Genomic DNA, 21917 nt, shown 5'->3' with positions numbered 1-21917 from the left:
CCGAGAGAATGAGGCCGGCGCACCGTGAAGTGGTTCAGGCGGGCACGCCCGCACGGCGCTGTCTTCACGGCGGTCGCCGTCGTCGCGGCGGTCGTCACGGGCACGGTCATCGCGCTCCTCGGGACGCTCGACGTCGCGGCCGACGACGGCGTGCGGCGAGGCCTCGCGACCCGCTCCGGGGCAGATCTGGGTCTGCGGGCGACCCTTCCCCTCGCCGACGAGGCGCAGGAGCAGGACGCCGCTGTGCGGTCTGCGATCTCGCGCGCGCTCGCCGCCGTGTCGGCGCCCGTGGAGGTCACCCGCTCGACCGTCGGCGAGGCGCCCGTCGAGGTGCCCGGGCTGCTCGAGCAGCTCGAGGCCCTCGTGCTCGTCGACGACGACCTCGAGCACCACACGGAGATCGTCGAAGGACGGTGGGCGACGGATGCCGGGGAGCTGACGATGCAGGCGGATGCCGCGACCGCCCTCGGCCTCGAGAACGGCGACACCGTGGTCGTCGCCGGCACCCCGATGCGGCTCACGGGCACATGGCTGGTCACCGATGCGCTGGACGCGCGCTGGCTCGGAGACGAGCGGATCACCGCCGGACGCGGGCGCGCCGTCGTCCCGATCGTGCTCGGCGAGGCCGACGAACGCGTGTGGGAGTCGGCGCGGGTGCACTGGACCGTCGTCCCCGACGTGACGAGGGTCACCGCATCCGACCTCGCCGCTGCACAGGAAGGCTGGCCACGCCTGCGCGCCGCACTGCGGGCCGAGGGCATCGACCCCGCGGTGCTCTCGACGACAGGAGGGTTCACCGACACGGCCGCGGAGCTGCGGGCGCAGGTGCAGGGCATGCAGGCGATCGCGCCCGTCGTGCTGCTGCTCGTCGCGACGGCCGCCGTCGTCACCCTCGCCGAGCTTGCACGCCTCGCCGGCGCGAGCCGCGCCCACGAGCTCGCACTCCTGTGGTCGCGCGGACGCACGGCGACGGCGAACGCGCTCGAAGCGGCTTCGCTCGGGGCGGGGGCCGCCGTGATCGGCGGGATCGTCGGCGCGGCCGCGGCGGCTGCGGTCTCGTCGGTGTGGGGACTTTCATGGGGAATGCCGGTCCTCGCCGTGTCGGCCAACGTCGCGGCGCTCGCGCTCGTGGCCGCGACGGGCTTCGGCGTCGGTGCATTGCGCGCCTCGCGCCCGCACGGCACCGACGCGGGCGACGCTGGGCGGGCGAGCCGTCTCGTCGCCCCCGGGGCGGCGGTGCTCCTCACCCTCGCGGCCGCGATCGCGGTGTGGCAGCTCCAGCTGTACGGCTCCCCCATCACGGAGCAGGCGGACGATGAGGCATCCGTCGATCTCGTCACGGCGCTCGCGCCCGCGCTCGCGCTCGTCGCGATCGTGTTCATCGGGCTCACGGTCCTCCCCGCGGTCATGCGTCTGTTCGAGCGGCTGTCGCGCCGGTCGCGGGCGCCCCGCATGCTCGCGGCCCACAACGTCTCGAGACGCCTGCCGCGCCTGACGGCCTCGATCGTCGTGCTCGGGGTCGCGACGGGCTCGCTCGTCGCCGCAGCCGCGTATCAGGCGACGTGGGCCGAGGGATTCGTGCGCGTCAGCGCCTTCCGGTCCGGCGCTGACATCCTCGCGACCGCGTCCGGAGGCGGGTTCCAGCCCCGGCAGCTGGAGACGCTCGACGGACAGTCGTCGGTCATGGCCGTGTTCCCCGTGCAACGCGCGCAGCTGCAGGTGCGCGACGGGTCCGCCGCCCTGGTCGCGGCACCGCCCGCGGCGCTTCCGACACTCGTACCGCCGGTCACGGAGGCGATCGACGCCGACGCGCTGGCGGCGGCGCTGCCGGTCGAGGCCCCGGGCGTCCTGATCCCGGAGGGGCTCGACACCGTCGTGCTCGAGGCCGACACGAAGCACCTCGCCGTCGACCCGACCATCTCGATGCTCGTGCTCGACAGTGCCGGGCGGCTCGCGCGAGTGACCGCCGATGTCGCGGGCGCGGGCGACGCCGCCGTCGGACGCACGCTGACGATCACGTCTGCCGTGCCGACGTCGGCGCGCGACGGCCGCGGGCAGATCCTCGCGTTCGACGTCGACCTGACGGACGACGCGGTCATGTCGGAGGAGGCCCGCTTCGTGCCCGTCGCGTGGACCGACTCGAGCGGACAGCCGCTCCCCGCCTTCGCGGCGCGGCAGTGGTCCCCGCGCGGCGGCGAGATGGTGGTCGTCGCGCCCCTCGCCCTCGCCGACGGAGGCTTCGGCGCCGCACCGGGCGTCATGAACGTACGACTGATGCCCGACGCCGAACTCGATGCCGGACTCTACCGACCGCCGATCGCGGTCACACGGTCGCTCGCGGATCGCTACGACCTCACAGTGGGCGACATCTTCTCGTTCGCGGTCGAGCGGTCGTACGCGCGCATCGACGGCGAGGTCGTGGCGATCGTTCCAGCCGTCCCGTCTGCGGGGGATGCGGATGCCGTCCTCATCGACCTCGCGGTGCTGCAGGTCGACGCGGTGCTCACGACCGAGTTCCCCCGTGCGCCGAACGCGCTGTGGATCCAGCAGGGTGAGACGGATGCCGCCGCCGACGTCCGCCGCGCGCTGCCGCCCAACACCGCCCTGAGCTACTCCGACGACTCGGCCGGGCGCGCTGTCGTCGGCTCCGCCGCCCTCGCGGTGTGGGCGGCCGCCGCCCTGTGCTGCCTCCTCGCGCTCGTCACTCTCGCGGCGGTCGCGAGCTCGGAGCACCGCACTCGGATGCCTGAGATCGGACTCCTGCGCGCGCTCGGTCTCCGCGCGCGAGAGCAGGCGTCGACCCGACGTGGCGAGTGGACCGCAGTGCTCGCGGGCGCCATCGTGATCGGGCTCGTGGCCGGGCTGGCAGTCGCCGCGCTCACCGTTCCCCAGCTCGCGAGCGCCACGATCCCGTGCACCGATCTCGGCCTGGGCACGCCGCTGCGGATCGACGTCACGGGGCTCGCGATCGCCCTCGTCGCGCTCGTGCTCGTGTGCGCGGCATCCGTCGTGTGGATCTCGGCGACCGTCGCACGCGATGCGCGCACTGTTCGAGGACCGGAGGGTCTGCGATGAACGCGCGGTCGCGATACGGCACGATCGGCCTGCTCCTGCGGCACGCGCGGCGTGGACTGGCGGCGTCGCTGCTCATGGCGGCCCTCGTGGCGGTGTCGGTCTTCGCGGTCGCCGCCGCGCCGCGGGCCGTCGCACAGCTCGGCACCGAGGAGGTGCGGCGGACGGTCGCGGCGACTCCGCCGATCGTGCGCGATCTGCGAGGTGTCGGTAGGCTCGGGCTGCCCGTCGGAATCGCGGGCACCCCGGCCCCGCGGCTCGTCGCCCCGACCGACGGCGCCATCGGGCTCTTCCTCGACGATCTGCCGGAGCCCGTCGCGTCGATGGCGGGCGAACCGCACTGGGTCGCGAGCACGCAATCCGGCGATGCACTGCGGGCGGATGGAGAGTCCGGCGCGCGGTTCGTCGTGCGCCTGGCTTCGGATCCGCGGTGGCTCGAACAGGTCCGCATCGTGTCGGGAGACGCGCCCGCGCCGTGGGCGGGAGACGAGAACGAGGCATCCGATCAGCCGCCCATCGACATCGCGGTCTCGACCGCCGTCGCCGCCGAGGCGCGCGTCGCTGTGGGCGACCTGCTCGAGTACGGCCCACTCGAGCTGCGGGTCACGGGTCTCTACGAGCCCATCGACGAAGCGGATGGCTACTGGTCGCAGTTCTCCGACCTCGCGACTCCGCTCGTCGAACGCGAGCCGGGGTCGACCCTCACCGTGCGCGCGTCGGTCTTCGTCGACCCCGGCTCGCTCGGTGGGCTCTCGACGAGCATCCCCGACGGATCACTTGTCGCGTGGGTCCCCCTCGACGGGTCGCTCCTCACCTCCGTGGAAGCGGCGAAAGTCGCCGAGCAGCTGCGCGCGGCGGTCGCGGCCGACATCGCCCTTCCGTACGGAGGACGCCTCGCGTTCAGCACGGCGCTCGCCGACGAGCTCAACAAGGCGATGGGTCGCACGGCCACGGTCGCGGGACTGTTGGCTCTCGGGGCATCCGGCCTTCTCGGCGTGCTGCTCGCCGTGTTCGCTCTCGGGGTCGGATCGATCGTCGACCGACGCCGTCCCGTGCTCGCTCTCGCGCGCGCCCGCGGAGCGAGCGGGCTGGAGGTGCGCGCCGCGATGGCGCTCGAGGGCCTCGCGGTCGCGGCGCCCGCCGCGGCGCTCGGGATCGCGGCCGCCGCGGCGGTGATCCCGGAACGGGTCGGGGCGGATGCCTGGGCTCTTCCCATCCCCGTCGCACTCGCCGTGCCCGGGCTGTTCGCGCTCCTCTCCGGACCGCGGCCGTTCCGCGCGGAGCGAGAGGACGCACCGGCAGGAGACCGTCGCACCCGCACGGTCACGGAGATCGCGGTGGTGGGACTGGCCGCGGTGTCGATCGCGCTCCTCGCCCGTCGCGGCATCGACACCCCGACCGACGCGGGAGGCGTCGACCCCCTGATCCTGCTCGCGCCGCTCCTCGTCGCCGCTGCGCTGTGCATCGGTGCGCTGCGGTTGTACCCCATCCCGCTCCGATTCGTGCTGGCCGGCCGCCGCGGAAGGGACGGCGCGATCGCCCTGCTCGGTTCGGCGCGCGCGGTCCGCTCCCCGGTATTCGGGTTCGCGGCCTCGTTCGCGCTCCTGCTCGGGGTGTCGGTCGTCGTCTTCTCTGCGGTGCTCGGCTCGACACTGCGCGAGGCCATCGTGTCGGGAACGCGAGACCGCGTGGGCGCCGACGCGCAGGTGTCGGCCGCGGAACTCGGGCCGGATGTGATCGCCGCGATCGACGCAATCGAAGGCGTCGATGACGTGGTCGCCCTCGCGCCGGTGGCCGGCGTGCGGGTGCTCGGCGAGGCCGGCACGGCGACGGTCACCCTCGTGGCGGCCGACACCGCCGCGCTGCACCGCGTGCGCCCCGACATCCCCGCGATCGACACCTTGCGTGACGGCGCGGTGCCGATCGTCGTGTCGAACGGCGCCCTCGCGCGGGCAGGTGCGGACCCGCGCATCGGGAACGCCGCGGTCGAGCGGATCGGTCAGCTTCCGCCTGAGGCGCTGCCGGGCGGTGCCCGCGCGTGGGCGCTCATCGACGCTCGTTTCGCCGCCGATGTCGGCCGCGGTGACATCGGCACCGAGCGGCTTCTCGTGGGTCTCAGCGACGACGCGGATGCCGCGACCGTCGCGGGCGCGATCGAAGAGGCGGTGTCGGCCGCACAGCCCGACGACCGGCTCGGCACGGTCTCGGTGCTCACGGCTGACCTCCTGCTCGACGATGCACGCTCTTCACCGCTCACGCGCGGCGTGGAGGCGGCTCTTCCTTGGGTGTCCGCCGCCGCGCTCGTGCTCACGCTGATCGGCGTCGCGCTCGCCACGGTGGCCGCCTCGGCCACGCGTGGACGGACGGTGGCCGTGCTGCGGATCCTCGGCGCCGATGCACGTCAGCAGCGCGGCGTGCTCCTGTGGGAGCTCGCTCCCCCGGTCATCGCCGCCGTGCTCGTGGGGACCGCGGTCGGCTTCGCACTCCCCGCCGTGCTCGCGCGGCTGATCGACCTGCGACCGTTCGTCGGAGGCATCGCGCCCCCCGCACCGACGATCGATCCAGCCTCGATCGTGCTCGCTCTGGGAACGGTCCTGGTGTTCGCGCTCGCGGCGGGCGCGGTGGCGTTCGTCTTGGGGCGACGCGCATCCGTCGCCACGACGCTCAAGATGGGAGAGAGATGACCGCCCACATCCGCTGCCTCGACCTCGTGCGCATCTACAGCACCGAGGGCGTCGAGGTGCAGGCGCTGCAAGGACTCACGCTGACGGTGGAGCGCGGCGAGCTCACGGCGATCGTCGGCGCATCCGGCTCAGGCAAGTCCACGCTCCTCGGAATCCTGTCGGGGCACGACAAGCCGACTGCGGGCTCCGCGAACGTCGCGGGGCACGACCTCCTCACGATGTCGACCCGGGAGCGCACGGAGTACCGCAGGCACACGGTCGGATTCGTGTGGCAGCAGGCCTCGAAGAACCTCGTGCCGTACCTCACCGCCGGCGAGAACATCGCGATGGCCCTCGCGATCGGCCACACCCCGCGCCCATCCCGGAAGGAGCGCGCGACCGCCCTCCTCGAGCTCCTGGGCATCGGTCCGCTGCGCGACCGTCGGCCCCCCGAGATGTCGGGCGGCGAGCAGCAGCGCGTGGCGATCGCGGTCGCGCTCGCGAACGAACCGGAGGTGCTGTTCGCGGACGAGCCGACCGGCGAGCTCGACGAGGCGAACTCGCAGCTCGTGTTCTCCTCGCTCCGCGACGTCAACGAGAAGCTCGGCACGACGATCCTCATCGTGACGCACGACGAAGGCGTGTCGGCGCAGGTCCGTCGCACCGTGCAGATCCGCGACGGACGGCTGTCGACCGAGGTGCACCGCCGCCAGGCGATCGACGAGCACGGGCAGGAACGCGTGCACGCGCAGGAGTATGCGGTGCTCGATCGCGTCGGAAGACTCCAGCTTCCGGCCGACTATCTGCGCGCACTCGACATGCGCGATCTCGTTCGCCTCGAGCTCGAGACGGACCACGTCGCGGTCCACCCCACAGGTGAGCCGGATGCCGAGGCGAGCGATCACCGCGAGGAGCAGCGATGACCGCCGATGTCATCGTCCGCTGCGAGCAGCTCACCAAGACGTACGGCCGCGGTGCGGGCAGGGTCCACGCGGTGCGGGAGGCCTCACTGAGCCTCCGAGCCGGTGAGGTCGTCGTGCTGCGAGGACCGTCCGGTTCGGGCAAGACGACGCTGCTGAACCTCATCGGCTTGCTCGACACCCCCGATTCCGGCCGCGTCTGGATCGGAGACCGCGACGTCACGGATGCGGACGAGGAGCAGCTCGTGGAACTCAGGCGCAACGACCTCGGGTTCGTGTTCCAGACGTTCGCGCTTCTCCCCGTGCTGTCGGCACGCGAGAACGTGGACCTGCCGTTGCGGCTTGCCGGCGTGCGCCGCCGGGAGCGCGAACGTCGCGTCATCGAACTGCTCGAGGCCGTCGGACTCGCCGAGCATGCCGAGCAGCGCCCTCCGGAGCTCTCGGGTGGGCAGCAGCAGCGCCTCGGCATCGCCCGTGCGCTGGCCATGCGCCCGCGACTGCTCATCGCCGACGAACCCACCGGGCAGCTGGACAGTCTCAACGCCGAGGCGATGATGGGTCTCATCGCCGGGATGGTGCACGAGCGGGGGATCGCCGCGATCGTGTCGACCCACGACCCGCGCATCGCGGCGTACGCCGATCGGCTCGTGTCGATCCACGACGGAATCGTGACGGCGGAGTGATCCCCCTCAGCGCCCCGGCACGGGAGCGCGTGCGCCCGCGAGCAGACCGAGCTCGGCGGCGAACGCCCTCGCGCGTTCGGCCATCACGTCGGGAACCTCGGCCACAGCGAAGTGCCCGCCCTCGGTCAGCCGCTCGAACGTGCGCAGGTCGCGGTAGTAGCTGCGCGCGAGCGACTCCGGGTAATCGCCCTCGTGGCGCTGGATGTGCACCGTCGCCGGGACCTCGACGGGCGGCATCGCGTCGGGCTGGTCGGCGCCCTCGTAGTACGGGCGGAACGACGTGCCGATGCTCTGGGTGACCCAGTAGATCATCGCCTCGGTGAGGATGCGCTCGCGCGAGATACGCCGCTCGACCTCTGCCGGCCGATCGGTCGGCGTGTCGCTCCACTCGACGAGCTTCTCGGCGAGCCATGCGAGCAGACCGGCGGGCGAATCGTTGAGGGCCGCGGCGAGTGTGTCGGGTCGCGTCGCCTGCACGTGCCCGTACGCGCCCTCCGTCCCGTGCGCCGCGTCGAGCCTGGAGAAGAACGCGACTTCGTCGGGCGCGGTGAGCGTCGCGCGCTCCTGACGGGACGGGAAGTGCGAGTGGGTGACGATGATGCCCTGCACCGTTTCGGGATGCGTCGCCGCGATGAGATCGTTGACGTTCGCCGAGACGTCCTCGCCGTAGGTGAGGTACCGGTCGTACCCGAGCACATCGGTCATGAGCGCGTGCATCGTGTCGGCCAGGCGCTTCTCGGTGATGGGGCCGTCGCGGTACGACGACGAGAACGCGAACCCGGGGAAGCTCGGCACGACCACATGGAAGTCGCGCAGCAGGTCGGCGAAGTCGAGCTGGAGGGCGAACGTGTGCGGCCACCCGTGCATGACGAGCAGCGCCGGCGCGTCGTCTCGCTCCGATCGCATGTGCGCGAAGTGGATCGTGGCGTCGCCGATGTCGACGAGGAACTGCGGATGGCGGTTGAGCCACTCCTCACGCGCCCGCCAATCGAGCGCGATCCACGACTTCACGAGATCCGCGAGGTACTCCGCGGTCATGCCCGCCGGGGGCGGCGCGGAGAGTCGGGCAACGGACGAAACCTCGAGAGGCGACCGCGCAGGTCGTCGAGAACCTCGTCGGCGACGGCGATGCGGAAAGGCTGGAGCCTCTGCATCCGTCCACGCTACGGAGTGCCACCGACACGGTCGGCGACCGCACGCCCGGGTGTCAGGCGCTCTTGCGCGCCTGGCGCAGCACGAGCGTCGGCGGGGCACCCTGCTCCACCGAGGCGCGCGTGATGACGACCTTGTCGACGTCGTCGGTCGACGGGATCTCGAACATGATCGGTCCGAGCACGTCTTCGAGGATCGCGCGCAGACCGCGGGCGCCCGTCTTGCGCTCGACCGCGAGGTCGGCGATCGCCTCGAGGGCCTCGGTCTCGAACTCGAGCGTCACGCCGTCGAGCTCGAACATGCGCTGGTACTGCTTGACGAGCGCGTTCTTCGGCTCCGTCAGGATCTCCATGAGCGCCTGCCGATCGAGCGGCGACACGGATGCCACGACCGGCAGTCGCCCGATGAACTCGGGGATCAGGCCGTACTTGTGCAGGTCTTCGGGGCGCACCTCGCTGTAGAGGTTGAGGTCTTCGCCCTTGTTGTGCAGCTCGGCGCCGAATCCGATGCCGTGTTTGCCGACGCGCGACGAGATGATGTCTTCGAGCCCCGCGAAAGCACCCGCGACGATGAACAGCACGTTCGTCGTGTCGATCTGGATGAACTCCTGATGCGGGTGCTTGCGGCCGCCCTGCGGTGGCACCGACGCGACCGTGCCCTCGAGGATCTTCAGAAGCGCCTGCTGCACGCCCTCACCCGAGACGTCGCGCGTGATCGACGGGTTCTCGGCCTTGCGCGCGATCTTGTCGACCTCGTCGATGTAGATGATCCCGGTCTCGGCGCGCTTGGTGTCGAAGTCCGCCGCCTGGATGAGCTTGAGGAGGATGTTCTCGACGTCTTCGCCGACGTAGCCCGCCTCGGTCAGCGCCGTCGCATCGGCGACGGCGAACGGCACGTTCAGACGCTTCGCGAGCGTCTGCGCGAGGTAGGTCTTGCCGCATCCGGTCGGGCCGATGAGCAGGATGTTGCTCTTCGCGATCTCAACCTCGTCGGCGCGCTGCTCGGCGGGCTGGAGAGTGCCGTGAGCGCGGATGCGCTTGTAATGGTTGTAGACGGCGACCGACAGGGCGCGCTTCGCGTCTTCCTGCCCGACGACGTACTCCTCGAGGAAGGCGTAGATCTCACGCGGCTTGGGGAGGTCGAAGTCCGCGACAGCGCCCTGACCGGACTCGGCCATGCGCTCCTCGATGATCTCGTTGCACAGTTCGACGCACTCGTCGCAGATGTAGACACCGGGCCCCGCGATGAGCTGCTGCACCTGCTTCTGGCTCTTTCCGCAGAAGGAGCACTTGAACAGGTCGGCGCTCTCACCGATGCGTGCCATCAGGCTCCTCCTCATGGGCCGGTGGGTGCATTCCCCGTGAACGTGTTCGAGCCTAACGGGTGACGGCGACAAGCGGATGGATTGCGACGCGGATTCCGGATGCCGCGATCGCCCGTCCGCTGAGAGCGAAAGCCTGCCCGCCGGCTGGAGCCCGGGAGAACACGAGCGCCCCGCCACCCTCTCGGGCGACGGGGCGCGGGCGGAGCATCCGCGGAGGCTTCGCCTACTTCGTGAGCGCGGGCTGCGCCCGCTTGCGCGACGAGAGCACCTGGTCGACGAGGCCGTAGTCGACGGCGTCCTCGGCGGACAGGATCTTGTCGCGGTCGATGTCCTTGTTGATCTGCTCGACCGAGCGGTTCGAGTGCTTCGCGAGCGTCTCCTCGAGCCACGTGCGCATGCGCATGATCTCGGCCGCCTGGATCTCGATGTCGGAGGCCTGGCCGTGACCGGCCTCGCCCATCGCGGGCTGGTGGATGAGGATGCGCGAGTTCGGCAGCGCGAGGCGCTTGCCCGGCGTGCCCGCCGCGAGCAGCACGGCCGCTGCGGACGCGGCCTGACCGAGGACGACGGTCTGGATCTGCGGCGCGATGTACTGCATCGTGTCGTAGATCGCCGTCATCGCCGTGAACGAGCCGCCCGGCGAGTTGATGTACATGATGATGTCGCGATCGGGGTCCTGCGACTCGAGCACGAGCAACTGTGCCATCACGTCGTCGGCAGACGCGTCGTCGACCTGGACGCCGAGGAAGATGACGCGGTCCTCGAAAAGCTTGTTGTACGGGTCCTGGCGCTTGTAGCCGTAGGCGGTGCGCTCCTCGAACTGCGGCAGGATGTATCGGCTGTTCGGGACCTGGAAGCCCTGCGGAAGGCCGGCGCCGAAGGTGGGGGTGTGCATAGCGATGTCTCTCTCTTTCGCCCTCGGTGCCGTCAGCTCGCGGTCCCGCCGCCGCCGGACACGTCGGCGGCGTGCTCGCGGATGTGGTCGACGAAGCCGTACTCCAGCGCTTCCTCGGCCGAGAACCAGCGGTCGCGGTCGCCGTCGGCGTTGATCTGCTCGACGGTCTTGCCGGTCTGCGCGGCGGTGATCTCGGCGAGGCGACGCTTCATGTCGAGGATGAGCTGCGCCTGCGTCTGGATGTCGCTCGCGGTGCCGCCGAAGCCGCCGTGCGGCTGGTGCAGCAGCACGCGCGCGTTGGGGGTGATGTAGCGCTTGCCCTTCGTGCCGCTCGTGAGCAGCAGCTGACCCATCGACGCGGCCATGCCAATTCCGACGGTCACGATGTCGTTCGGGACGAACTGCATCGTGTCGTAGATCGCCATGCCGGCCGTGATCGAGCCGCCGGGCGAGTTGATGTAGAGGTAGATGTCCTTCTGCGAGTCCTCGGCCGCGAGGAGGAGGATCTTCGCGCAGATCTCGTTCGCGTTGTCGTCACGCACCTCCGAGCCGAGCCAGATGATGCGGTCCTTCAGCAGCCTGTCGAAGACACTCGTCGCGACAAGGGGTTCAGCGGCCATGTGTACTCCTGATTCCGTTCGTGGCATCGAATCTACCGGCGCGTCGCGTGCGACCCGCCCGTGTTCGCCGTGGGCAGATCAGGGCGCGTCCGTCGCGAGTTCGTCGACGTAGGCGAGAACGGATCGCCGGTACCGCGACAGATGCGGAGCGAGTGCGCGGAGCGCGACGGACACCGCCTCCCGCTCGCGCCCCGCCGAGGCCAGGGCAAGCGCGAGGAACGCGGCGGCCTCGTCTCGAAGGGGCGACCGCGGCCGGCGGTCGAGCTCGGCGCGGAGCATCCGGATCGACTCGTCCGTCCTGCCGAGGTTGCGCACGGTGCTCGCGAGCTGGATGACCGCCTGCGCGCGATGCTCCTCGTCGAGTCCCGCCTCGAGCGCTGCGCGGTACAGCGGCTCGGCATCGGCCTCGAGTCCTGCCGAGTCGCGCGCACCGGCGCGCTCGAAGAGGGCGCGTGCATCGCCGTCGGGTCGCTCCGCCGCCAGCGCGTCGATCCGCGCGACGACCTCCTCGTCGGTGAGCGTCTCGTCGGCCCACACCGCGGCGACGCGGTCGTCCCAGTCGGTCATCATCGATCCTCTCGAGAGACGACCGGGGGACGGATGCCACAGCACCCGTCCCCCGGTTCACATCGCCGTTCGGCGATCACTCCTTGTCGGCCGGCGCCTTCTTCTTGGCGGGCGCCTTCTTGGCCGGAGCCTTCTTCGCAGGCTTCTCGGCGGCCCGGGCCTCTTCGGCCTCGAGGACGGCGTCGGCCTCGGCCGCGGCATCCGCGATCTCTTCGGCCTCTTCGACGACCTCTTCCTCAGCCTCAGCCTCGTCTTCGCTGGCGATGAAGCCGGTCAGGTCGACCGGGGCGCCGTTGGTGTCGACGACGGTGACCTTGCCGAGCGCGACCGCGAGGGCCTTGTTGCGCGCGACCTCGCCGACGATCGCGGGCAGCTGGTTGTTCTGCTGCAGCGCGTTGACGAAGTCCTGCGGCGCCATGCCGTACTGCGCCGACGACTGGATGAGGTACTGCGTGAGCTCGTCCTGCGAGACCTGCACGTTGAACTTCTCGGCGATCGCGTCGAGCAGCATCTGCGTCTTGAACTGCTTCTCGCTCGCCTCGGTCACCTCGGCGCGGTGCACATCGTCTTCGAGGCGGCCTTCGGCCTCGAGGTGGTTGTGCACCTCGTCTTCGACGAGCTGTGCCGGGACGGGGATCTCGACCTGCTCGAGGAGACGCTCGACGAGCTTGTCGCGAGCCTGCGAGCCCTGCGTGAACACGGACTGCTGTCCGACGCGCTCCGTGAGGCTGTCGCGCAGCTCGGCGATCGTGTCGAACTCGCTCGCGATCTGGGCGAAGTCGTCGTCGGCCTCGGGCAGCTCGCGCTCCTTGACGCTCTTGACGGTGACCGTGACCTCGGCCTCCTCGCCGGCGTGGTCGCCGCCGATGAGCTTGGACCGGAACGTGGTCTCCTCGCCCGCGGTGAGCGACTCGACGGCTTCGTCGATGCCCTCGAGCAGCTCGCCCGAGCCCACCTCGTACGACACGCCGTCGGCGCGGTCGATCTCGGTGCCGTCGATCGTCGCGACGAGGTCGAGCTCGACGAAGTCACCGGTGGCGGCGGGACGGTCGACGGTCACGAGCGTGCCGAAGCGCGCGCGCAGGCGGTCGAGCTCCTCGTCGATCGCGGCCTCGTCGACCTCGGCGGCGTCGACCTCGATCGTGGTGCCCTCGAGCTCGGGGAGCTCGAAGTCGGGACGGACGTCGACCTCGACGTCGACGAGCAGGTCGCCCGAGAAGTCCTTCTCGTTCGGCCACTCGACGATGTCGGCGCTGGGACGGCCGAGCACGCGCACGCCCTGTTCGGCGACCGCGTCACGGTAGAACTTGTCGAGACCCTCGCTCACGGCGTGCTCGAGGACGGCGGCACGGCCGATGCGCTGGTCGATGATGGGGGCGGGCACCTTGCCCTTGCGGAAGCCGGGGATCTGCACGTCCTGTGCGATGTGCTCGTACGCGTGAGCGATGCTCGGCTTGAGCTCTTCGGGGGTGACCGTGATGCGGAGCTTCACCCGCGTCGGGCTGAGCTTCTCGACGGTGCTCGTGACCATGCCTGTTCGTTCTCCTCGTGTGGTCCGCGCACGGCGCGGCGGCTGAAGTCTGGGTCTCGGGGGCCGTGACGTCGGGGCGACAGGATTTGAACCTGCGGCCTCCCGCTCCCAAAGCGGGCGCTCTACCAAGCTGAGCTACGCCCCGGGCGGGTGCGCACACGAGTGCGCCGATTTCGGCCCCGGTAAGTCTAGCCGACGTGTTGACGCTGATATGCCGGATGCCCCGCTACCGCGTCCGCTCGACCCATCGGGCGCGCCAATCCGGCGCAGGGAACGGCTTCGTCCAGTACGCGGTCTCCTTCGCGATGCGTCCGTCGCGCAGCTCGAAGATGAACACCGTCTGGTACGGGTCGCCGTCGCCGTAGTCGAGGTCGGCCTCGGCGACCCACAGGTCGCCCTCACCGGTGAGCCGGCGCGGCGTGATCTTCGGCAGTTGGGGGAATGCGCCGTAAACCGCGCGGCGGTTGTCTCCGCCGACGATGCGCTCCCCCGACTGCGGCCACTCCATCACGGCGTCCTCATGGAACACGTCGTCCATGCCCGGGACATCGCCTGCGTTGAGCGTCGCGATGAGAGCCTCGACGACAGCCCTTCCTTCGTCGGACATCGCTGTCTCCTCCCGTGGATCCGCGCGGAGGCTGGCGGTGGGCAAGGAAGGTCCGCCCGTGTATTACGATTGGTCGGTGCCCGCCATCGGGCGCACGGGGATGTAGCTCAATGGTAGAGCCCCAGTCTTCCAAACTGGCTACGCGGGTTCGATTCCCGTCATCCCCTCCAAAGCCCTGAGGGCCGCCACCGGCGGCCCTCAGGGCTTTCGCGTGAGTGCCGTCGGAACCGACCGGCTTCGGGGGGTCCCGCTCCGCGCTTAGAGGCTCCGCGCGCCGCGCAGCGGCGGGTGGAGGCGCGGAGTGGCCGATTCCCGTCATCCCCTCCAAAGCCCTGAGGGCCGCCACCGGCGGCGCTCAGGGCTTTCGCGTGGATGACGTCGGAACCGGCCTCGCTCCCGGGCGCCGACCGCGGCTCAATCCTGCTCGAGCACCTTCACGAACGACTCCGGCAGCACGACGTTCTCCGGCGCTCCGCGGAAGAACCCGGCGACCTGCTCAGGCGTGTAGCCGGCGATGCCGCATCCGACCTCGGTCACGAGGAATCGCAGCTCGGGATGATCGCGCGCGAAGGCGACGAACCGCGCAGCCTGCTCCTCGAAGACGTCGAGGCCCGACATGGTGTCGATCGCGTACGACTGCCCCTGCAGCCCCTCGGCCTGACCCCACACCGCGCCGAAGCGCTCGTGAGCGAAGCGCGCCGCTCCCCCGGCATGCGCGCCCTGCGCGTTCGATCCGAAGACGAAGATCTCGCCCGGTCCGAGCGACTCGATGCGCATGTCAGTCTGCGGCCGCGCTCGCGGACTCGTGCACGTCGCGCAGGCGCAGGTAGCCGGCGGCGTTGTTGCGGATGCCTTCGCGTTCCTCGTCCGTGAGCTCGCGACGCACCTTCGCGGGGACGCCCGCCACGAGCGAGCCGGGCGGCACGACCGTGCCCTCGAGCACGACCGCACCGGCGGCGACGAGGGAGCCGGCGCCGATGACCGAGTTCGAGAGCACGACGCTGCCCATGCCGATGAGGGCGCCGTCGCCGACGGTGCATCCGTGCACGACGGCGTTGTGGCCCACCGACACGTTCTCGCCGATCACGACCGGCGAGCCGCGGTCGACGTGAACCGACACGTTGTCCTGCAGGTTCGTGTTGGCACCGATCGTGATCGTGTCGCCGTCTGCACGCAGCACCGCGTTGTACCAGACGCTCGCGCCCTCGCCGAGGGTCACGGCGCCGATCACCCGCGCACCGGAGGCGACGAAGGCGGTCGGGTGCAGGTCAGGACTCGAGCTGGAGATGGACAGAACGGATGCATCGTCGGCGATGGTCATGCTTCGAGCCTATTCGCGGGCGAGCGCGCTCTGGATCGCCTCGGTGTACCACGGGGCGAGCGTGTCGGCGAAGGTCACCGTGAGGTGGTCCTGATCGCGGTAGACGTTCGCGCCGCCTACGACAGGGCTGCAGACCTCAGGGCCGCAGAACACGTCGGTGAAGTCGAGGAGCGAGACACCGTCGACGTCGGTCGCGGCCTCCCGGAGCGGATCGTCCTCGACGAGGAGAGCGGACCGCGGACCGTCGCACTCCGATGCGTCGCGCGTGCGCAGGCACTTGTTCGGGTCGGTCTCCCACACGGGGTTGTCGACGACCGTGACCACGGGGATGCCCCGGTCCAGCACTTCTCCCCACGCCTCGCGGTATCCGGCGACCGCGGCGTCGTGTGCGGAGTCGAAGCCGGCCGACGAATACGGGGTCGTCGCGATCGCAGCCGTGAACACGACATCGAGGTCGCGCTCGGCGAGCTGGGAACGCACGCCGTCACGCCACTCGGTGCACGCCGCACCGAACGCGCCGGGCGTCGCGAGGGGCGTCGTGTTCCACGGGCATGCGCCCTTGAAGTAGGTCACGAGGCGCCAGCCGTTGTCTTCTGCCATGCGCTGGAACGTCGACAGCAGCTGGAAGGCGTGGCTGTCTCCGATGAGGGCGACGGTGGGGGCATCCGCATCGTCTGATCCGAACTCGCACGACACCGGGCGCGCGTCGTTGAGCTGCACGAAGCACTGCTCGTCGCCCGGCCGGTCGACCCCCGCGAAGCCGGGGGCGGGCAGAATCGTGTCGCCGAAGTCGACGCCTTCGCACCCGGGGTCGAGCTCGAGCGCCGCACCGAAGCACTGCGGCGGATTCTCGCGAAGCTCCTGAAGTCCGCGGACCCCCTCGTTGTAAGCAGGGGCGTTCACCGCCCACGCCGTCCCCGCGGCGCCGGCGACCACGAGCATCGCGGCGAGCGACGACCACAGCGTCACGCGCGCGGGTCTCGACGTGAGCACCTTCCAGCCGCGGACGGGATCTTCGACGAAGCGTTTGGTGAGCCAGGCGAGCACGAAGCACAGCGCGAGCAGAGCGAGCCGGTGGTAGATCGTGAGACCCCAGAACGGCACCGACGGCGCGATGATGATGAGCGGCCAGTGCCACAGGTACAGCGAGTACGAGATGTCGCCGACGAACTGCGCCGGGCGCAGCGACAGGACGCGAGTCGGATACCACCAGCGCTCCGTGTTCGAGGCGGCGATGATCGCGGCCGCACCGAGCGTCGGCAGCGCCGCCGCGTAGCCCGGGAACGGCGTCTGGCCGTCGAATCGGAACAGCGTGAAGACGATCGCCGCGACACCCGCCCACCCGAGCACGAAGCTTCCGACCGCATTGCGGATGCGGAGCATCGGGATGAGGGCCACCATCGCCCCGACGCCGAACTGCCACATGCGGCCGAACGTCACGAAGTACGCCGGTGCGGGGTTCGTGAGTGTGAACCACACGCAGAAGACGAACGACACGACCGACACGACCGCGAGCGCCCCGATGACGGTGCGGCGGCGCGCGCCGCGGAACCACTTCAGCCCGATCCACGCCGCCAGCAGCATGATGAGCGGCCACATGACGTAGAACTGCTCCTCGAGCGACAGCGACCAGTAGTGCTGCACGGTCGTCGGATCACCGGAATGGTTGAGGTAGTCGGCGGAATTCAGCGCGAGATACCAGTTCTCGACGTAGAACGTCGACGCGATGATCTCGCGCACCTCGTTCGGCAGCGCCGATGTCGGCATGAGGTAGGCCGAGCCCGCGACGATCGCGCAGAACAGCAGCACGAGCAGCGATGCCGGCAGAAGGCGCCGCGCGCGGCGGGCCCAGAACTGCGACAGCTTCACCGTGCCGGTCGCCGTGAGCTCGCGCATGAGGTGCGACGTGATGAGGAAGCCCGAGATCACGAAGAAGATGTCGACGCCGACGTACCCACCCGGGAACCGCCCCGGCCAGAAGTGGTAGAGCACGACGCACATGACGGCGATCGCGCGGAGTCCCTGCACGTGGGGGATGAACCGCGACGGCTCGGCGTGCTCGGGCGAACGGTCGGTCGGCTGCCGCAGCACGACCCGTGCGGGGTCTTCGAGGTGCTGCGGTCCGAGGTCGTGATCGGCGGATGGCACCCCTCGACGTTAGCCGCTCCGAGCGGATGCGACCGACGCGCCGAGCCGTCGACGCCCTCCCCCGCCGCGCGGTTAGCCCAGGCTTCTCTTGCTTGCGGAATACGGGGTGCTGAGTAGCGTTGCTCCCATCGGACCGACCGGTTCCCCGACGCTATCGGAGGCGAAGGCCATGACGAACACGCAAACGACCCCCGCAACCGCTGCCGACCCGACGGTCGCCGCAGCGGCAGCACAGTTCCTCACTCCCCTCGTCCTCGGGCTGCAGGCGCTCGCCGTGAACGGCAAGCAGGCGCACTGGAACGTCCGCGGTGCGAACTTCATCGCGATCCACGAGCTGCTCGACACCGTGGTGGCGCACGCGCAGGACGGAGCCGACTCCGCCGCGGAGCGCATCGTCGCCCTCGGCCTTCCGATCGACGCGCGCGTGGCGACGGTCGCCGAGAAGGCGAAGAAGACCGCCGTCGGCGGCGGCTTCACGCAGTGGGAGGACATGATCCGCGCGGTCATCTCCGACATGGACGCCGTGATCGCCGACACGCAGGCCGCGATCGACGGCCTCGACGAGATCGACCTCACAAGCCAGGACATCGCGATCGCCATCAAGGAGTCGCTCGAGAAGGACCGCTGGTTCCTCTTCGCGCACCTCGCCGAGTGATCGACCGATACCCACGGATGCCCCCGCCCGGCGCGCACGCCGGCGGGGGCATCCGTCATTCCGTCGTCAGCTCCGCTGCGTGAACGCGAGGACCGCGAGCACGCGTCGGTGCTCGCTGCCGGTCTCCTCCAGCCCGAGCTTCGCGAAGATCGAGCTGATGTTCTTCTCGACCGCGCCCACCCCGATGAAGAGGCGCTCCGCGATGCTCGCGTTGCTGCGGCCTTCGGCCATGAGCTCGAGGACGTCGCGCTCGCGGGGCGTCAGGCTCGCGAGCGGGTCGGGTCGCGCGGCGAGCAGCTCCTTCACGACGAGCGGATCGAGCACCGTGCCGCCCTCGCGAACGCGGCGCACGGCATCCGTGAACTCCTCGAGCGACGTGACCCGGTCCTTGAGCAGGTAGCCGATGCCGCCGTCGCCGCCCGCGAGAAGCTCTCGTGCGTACAGACCCTCGACGTACTGGCTGAGCACGAGGATCCCCACGTCGGGCGCTTCGGCGCGCAGCGTGATGGCCGCCTTGATCCCCTCGTCGCGGAACGTCGGCGGCAGCCGCACGTCGAGGATCGCGACGTCGGCCTGCGCGCCGCGCACCCGCGCGACGATGTCGTCGGCGTCACCGAAAGCTCCCGCCGTGACGTAGCCCGCTTCGTCGAAGAGTCGCACGAGGCCCTCCCGCAGGAGAACGGAGTCCTCGACGAGCACGACGCGGAGCCCGGCATCCGGCGTCTTGGTCTGTGGATCGGCCATCATCGCACCCCCGTTCCCGCGTCCGCCGCGCCCGGAGCGGGCAGCGGCACATGCGCGCCGATCGTCGTCGGTCCGCCGTACGGGCTCTCGACCCGGAGGATGCCGCGCAGGCCCGCCACCCGGTCGCGGAGACCCTCGAGGCCGTGTCCTGGCGACATGTGGGCGCCGCCGTGTCCGTTGTCGACGACCCATACGTCGAGCATCGCCTGGGTCTGCGGGGTGGCAGGCCGGATCGCGGCGCGCACGGTCACCTCGGATGCACCCGAGTGCTTGACCGCGTTCGTGAGGAGCTCAGCCACGACGAAGTAGACCGTGCGCGCGATCTCGGGGCTCACCCCGTCGACGGCGGGGTCGACGTCGAGCGTGACCGGCAACGCGGTCGCGGCGCCGAGCGCATTGAGCGCGGCGCCGAGCCCGCGGTCCTGCAGAAGTGGCGGGGCGACCCCGCTCGAGAGCGCGCGCATCTCGTCGAGGGCCGCCTTCGCATGGAGCTGCGCCTCGCGTGCGAGCTCGGCCGCGGCATCCGTGTCACCGGCCTCTGCGCGCCGCTGCAGGGCCGCCAGGTCCATCTGCAGGCGCACGAGGCGCTGCTGCGGGCCGTCGTGGATGTCGCGCTCCAGGCGACGGAGTGCGGCATCCTCGGCCTGCACGGCCGCGCCGCGGGCCGCGGCCTCCGCACGCACTTCGGCGGCGAGATCGTCGGACGGCCACCGCCCGAGCATTCCCTGCGCGATGGCGTGGTGCATGCGGGCGAGACCTCCCACCACCCACGGCAGGGTGAACGTGAGGACGATGCCGGCGAGGAGGTGCAGCACGACCTCGACGGCCCACCACGACCAGCCGTCGAACAGCCACGGCATGAAGTCCGCGACGTACTGACCCCAGCGACCGACGTCGCCGCGGGGCAGGAAGATGCCCCAGAACCAGTACGTCAGCCCGCCGAGCCCCACGCTGAGCCACGTCACGGTGAGCGCGAACGAGATCGTCGCGATGATCGGATTCACGATCATCCCGTGCACGAGGTACGACCAGTAGTGGCCGTTGCGGATCGGACGGGTCAGGGTCATCCAGAAGCCGTCGACGTCCGGCGCGTCGCGGTTCCACTCCGGTTCGGCGATCTGCGGCAGGCCCGTCAGTCGCAGGAGGAAGCGATCGACCACGCCGAACACGCGCGCGATCAACAGCGTCAGCACCACCAACGGGAGCCCGATCACGAGGACGAGCAGTCCGACGCCGGCCGAGAAGAACGACGTGAGCACCCCGATGCTCGTCATCGCGAGGGCGAACACGACGATCAGGTACAGCGCGCTTCCAGGCGCGTTGACCCACCACCGCCCGTACGTCGCCCAGAAGCCCTCGGCGGGCCGCTTCTGCGGGGGCGCCACGGCGGCGTCAGTGGTCGTGGTGGTCATCGGATCCTCCCGGTGTTGTGCGAAGTTCGGGCTGCTGGCCCGGCTCGACGACCAGGAACTGTCCCATCATGCCCTGGTCCTCGTGCCACAGCAGATGGCAGTGGTACATGTACGGCGTGGTCGGGTCGGCGTAGTCCTCGAACCGGACGAGGAGTCGGTACTCGCGGTCGTGCTCGAGCGCGATCGTGTCCTTGTAGCCGGCCAGTCGCGGCGGCGGCGCCTCTCCGTCGATGCTCAGCACGCGGAACTGCGTGTCGTGCACGTGGAAGCTGTGCGGCAGCGGGTTGTCGTTGCGCACACGCCACACCTCGCTAGTGTCGACGGTGACGACCTCGTCCACGCGGCCCATGTCCATCTGGCGGTCGTTGATGTTGTGGCCGCTCAGTTCGAACGTCCGCTCGCCGACAGCGGTCGAGGCATCCGGCTCGGGGATGTCGGCGAGTCGCTCGGGGACCTCGGGAGAGGAAGACAGATCGGATGCCGCGCGCAGCTCCATCACATCGAACGACGAAGAGCCCGCGTTGAGGGCCGGATCCGGCGCGAGCGAGCGAAGCACGGCGCTCTCCCCCGGCGTCATCGTCACGACGATCTCGGCCCGCTCGCCCGGCGACAGCGGGATGCTCTCGGTCTCGACGGGAGCCTCGAGCAGCCCGCCGTCGGTCGCGATGAGGTCGAACGCACGGCCGTCTTCGAACGCGAACTCGTACATGCGCGCGCTCGAGCCGTTCAGCAGGCGCAGCCGCACGCGTTCGGTCGTGACGTCGAGGTACGGCGACACCGTGCCGTTCACGAGGATCGTGTCGCCGAGAACGCCGTCGAACTGCCCGAGCTCACCGGTGAACGCGCCATCGGCACCGAACGAGCGGTCCTGCACGATGACGGGGATGTCGTCGACCCCGTACTCGCGCGGCAGCGGAAGCGCGGCTTCGACTTCGTCGTGCAGGATGAACATGCCGGCCAGCCCCGCATCGACCTGCTCGCGCGTGTGCTCGTGCAGGTGCGGGTGGTACCAGAGCGTCGCGGCGGGCTGGTCGACGGTCCATTCCGGCGTCCACGTGGCGCCGGGTGCGATCGGGCTGTGCGGCCCGCCGTCCATGGCGGCCGGCAGGTGCATGCCGTGCCAGTGCACGGTCGTCGGATCGGAGAGCCGGTTGGCGACGTCGACGCGCACGGTCTCACCGCGTTCGGCGACCAGGGTCGGACCGAGGTACGAGCCGTTGTAGCCGAGCGTCGGGGTCGATCCCTGCGGAACGATGTCGGTCGAGCCCGCAGCAGCCGTGAGCTCGTACACGCGCACTCCGTCCTCGACCGTCGACTCCGCGAGCGGCGGCACGCGGAGCGGCTCCGAGAACGACACGCTGCCGGCTGCAGGCGGCGCGGGGCGGGCGAAGACGGCGCATCCGGAGATGCCGACGGACAGGCCGACGCCCACGGCCGCGAGTGCGGCGAGGGTGGCCGTGACGGCGCGGGGGCGTCGAAGTCTGCGGTCGGACAGGGGTCGGTGAAGCATGACTCCAGCCAACCGAGGACGGACCCTCGACCCCATCCGGGTGCCGACCGAATGCGGACGGGGGTTGTCCCCCGGCTCGGGCGCGGGAGTTCC

Annotated in this window: 18 protein-coding genes and 2 tRNA genes; 6 read left to right on the top strand and 14 right to left on the bottom strand. The window is 70.5% G+C overall.

Annotated features, from left to right (window positions below; translation table 11 throughout):
- The first annotated feature begins 24 nt into the window (after nucleotides 1–24).
- The 4 genes from VNR19_RS14970 to VNR19_RS14955 are packed head-to-tail and all read left to right on the top strand — an operon-like array spanning nucleotide 25 to nucleotide 7338.
- Entirely contained in the window at nucleotides 25–3075 is a 3051-nt protein-coding gene (locus VNR19_RS14970) for an ABC transporter permease (protein ID WP_325728082.1), read from the top strand.
- A complete protein-coding gene (locus VNR19_RS14965) occupies nucleotides 3072–5756 on the top strand; it encodes an FtsX-like permease family protein (protein ID WP_325728081.1) in 2685 nt (894 codons plus the stop codon). The genes VNR19_RS14970 and VNR19_RS14965 overlap by 4 nt, the downstream gene beginning before the upstream one ends.
- Nucleotides 5753–6658 carry an ABC transporter ATP-binding protein gene (locus VNR19_RS14960; RefSeq protein WP_325728080.1) on the top strand — a complete coding sequence of 302 codons (906 nt, stop codon included), beginning with the start codon at nucleotides 5753–5755 and terminating at the stop codon, nucleotides 6656–6658. Before VNR19_RS14965 ends, VNR19_RS14960 begins: the two co-directional genes overlap by 4 nt.
- Nucleotides 6655–7338 carry an ABC transporter ATP-binding protein gene (locus VNR19_RS14955; protein WP_325728079.1) on the top strand — a complete coding sequence of 228 codons (684 nt, stop codon included), beginning with the start codon at nucleotides 6655–6657 and terminating at the stop codon, nucleotides 7336–7338. The genes VNR19_RS14960 and VNR19_RS14955 overlap by 4 nt, the downstream gene beginning before the upstream one ends.
- 6 nt (nucleotides 7339–7344) lie before the next feature.
- Here the strand turns inward: VNR19_RS14955 and VNR19_RS14950 are convergent, their stop codons facing one another.
- From VNR19_RS14950 to VNR19_RS14915, 8 genes are all read right to left on the bottom strand, one after another.
- A complete protein-coding gene (locus tag VNR19_RS14950; RefSeq protein ID WP_325728078.1) occupies nucleotides 7345–8376 on the bottom strand; it encodes an epoxide hydrolase family protein in 1032 nt (343 codons plus the stop codon).
- A gap of 169 nt (nucleotides 8377–8545) precedes the next feature.
- Nucleotides 8546–9814, bottom strand: a complete 1269-nt coding sequence (gene clpX, locus VNR19_RS14945) for an ATP-dependent Clp protease ATP-binding subunit ClpX (protein WP_325728077.1) — start codon at nucleotides 9812–9814, stop codon at nucleotides 8546–8548.
- A 223-nt stretch (nucleotides 9815–10037) separates the two neighbouring features.
- Nucleotides 10038–10709, bottom strand: a complete 672-nt coding sequence (locus VNR19_RS14940) for an ATP-dependent Clp protease proteolytic subunit (protein WP_325728076.1) — start codon at nucleotides 10707–10709, stop codon at nucleotides 10038–10040.
- Nucleotides 10710–10741: 32 nt separating this feature from the next.
- Complete coding sequence (locus VNR19_RS14935) at nucleotides 10742–11329, bottom strand: ATP-dependent Clp protease proteolytic subunit (RefSeq protein ID WP_325728075.1); 588 nt, start codon at nucleotides 11327–11329, stop codon at nucleotides 10742–10744.
- A gap of 78 nt (nucleotides 11330–11407) precedes the next feature.
- Nucleotides 11408–11896, bottom strand: coding sequence for a tetratricopeptide repeat protein (locus VNR19_RS14930; protein ID WP_325728074.1), 489 nt, complete (start codon nucleotides 11894–11896; stop codon nucleotides 11408–11410).
- Between the two features lie 76 nt (nucleotides 11897–11972).
- Nucleotides 11973–13427 (bottom strand): trigger factor, encoded by a 1455-nt coding sequence (tig, locus tag VNR19_RS14925; RefSeq protein ID WP_325728073.1) that lies wholly within the window; start codon nucleotides 13425–13427, stop codon nucleotides 11973–11975.
- 71 nt (nucleotides 13428–13498) lie between these two features.
- Nucleotides 13499–13572: transfer RNA gene (locus VNR19_RS14920), tRNA-Pro, on the bottom strand.
- 81 nt (nucleotides 13573–13653) lie between these two features.
- Nucleotides 13654–14034 carry a nuclear transport factor 2 family protein gene (locus VNR19_RS14915; RefSeq protein WP_325728072.1) on the bottom strand — a complete coding sequence of 127 codons (381 nt, stop codon included), beginning with the start codon at nucleotides 14032–14034 and terminating at the stop codon, nucleotides 13654–13656.
- 96 nt (nucleotides 14035–14130) lie between these two features.
- Between VNR19_RS14915 and VNR19_RS14910 the strand changes: the two genes are divergently transcribed.
- Nucleotides 14131–14204, top strand: a tRNA-Gly gene (locus VNR19_RS14910).
- A 244-nt stretch (nucleotides 14205–14448) separates the two neighbouring features.
- Here the strand turns inward: VNR19_RS14910 and VNR19_RS14905 are convergent.
- The 3 genes from VNR19_RS14905 to VNR19_RS14895 are packed head-to-tail and all read right to left on the bottom strand — an operon-like array spanning nucleotide 14449 to nucleotide 17503.
- Nucleotides 14449–14811 (bottom strand): A1S_2505 family phage non-structural protein, encoded by a 363-nt coding sequence (locus tag VNR19_RS14905; RefSeq protein WP_325728071.1) that lies wholly within the window; start codon nucleotides 14809–14811, stop codon nucleotides 14449–14451.
- A gap of 1 nt (nucleotide 14812) precedes the next feature.
- Nucleotides 14813–15355 carry a gamma carbonic anhydrase family protein gene (locus tag VNR19_RS14900; RefSeq protein ID WP_325728070.1) on the bottom strand — a complete coding sequence of 181 codons (543 nt, stop codon included), beginning with the start codon at nucleotides 15353–15355 and terminating at the stop codon, nucleotides 14813–14815.
- 9 nt (nucleotides 15356–15364) lie between these two features.
- Nucleotides 15365–17503, bottom strand: coding sequence for an acyltransferase family protein (locus VNR19_RS14895; RefSeq protein ID WP_325728069.1), 2139 nt, complete (start codon nucleotides 17501–17503; stop codon nucleotides 15365–15367).
- Nucleotides 17504–17672: 169 nt separating this feature from the next.
- On the opposite strand from VNR19_RS14895, the gene VNR19_RS14890 reads away from it, so the two are divergent.
- Nucleotides 17673–18158 (top strand): Dps family protein, encoded by a 486-nt coding sequence (locus tag VNR19_RS14890; RefSeq protein WP_325728068.1) that lies wholly within the window; start codon nucleotides 17673–17675, stop codon nucleotides 18156–18158.
- Between the two features lie 66 nt (nucleotides 18159–18224).
- Here VNR19_RS14890 and VNR19_RS14885 read toward each other — a convergent pair whose 3' ends face one another.
- Genes VNR19_RS14885 through VNR19_RS14875 form a run of 3 tightly spaced genes read right to left on the bottom strand, consistent with a single transcriptional unit; the run spans nucleotide 18225 to nucleotide 21824 of the window.
- Nucleotides 18225–18902: a response regulator transcription factor gene (locus VNR19_RS14885; RefSeq protein ID WP_325728067.1), complete on the bottom strand. Its 678-nt coding sequence runs from the start codon at nucleotides 18900–18902 to the stop codon at nucleotides 18225–18227.
- Nucleotides 18902–20314, bottom strand: coding sequence for a sensor histidine kinase (locus tag VNR19_RS14880; protein ID WP_325728066.1), 1413 nt, complete (start codon nucleotides 20312–20314; stop codon nucleotides 18902–18904). The genes VNR19_RS14885 and VNR19_RS14880 overlap by 1 nt, the downstream gene beginning before the upstream one ends.
- Nucleotides 20295–21824, bottom strand: coding sequence for a multicopper oxidase family protein (locus VNR19_RS14875; RefSeq protein ID WP_325728065.1), 1530 nt, complete (start codon nucleotides 21822–21824; stop codon nucleotides 20295–20297). The genes VNR19_RS14880 and VNR19_RS14875 overlap by 20 nt, the downstream gene beginning before the upstream one ends.
- Between the last annotated feature and the right edge of the window lie 93 nt (nucleotides 21825–21917).

The organism is Microbacterium sp., assembly GCF_035556355.1.
Lineage (GTDB): Bacteria > Actinomycetota > Actinomycetes > Actinomycetales > Microbacteriaceae > Microbacterium.
The sequence above is the reverse complement of the archived record's forward strand: the minus strand, read 5'-3'. Positions and strand labels throughout refer to the sequence as shown.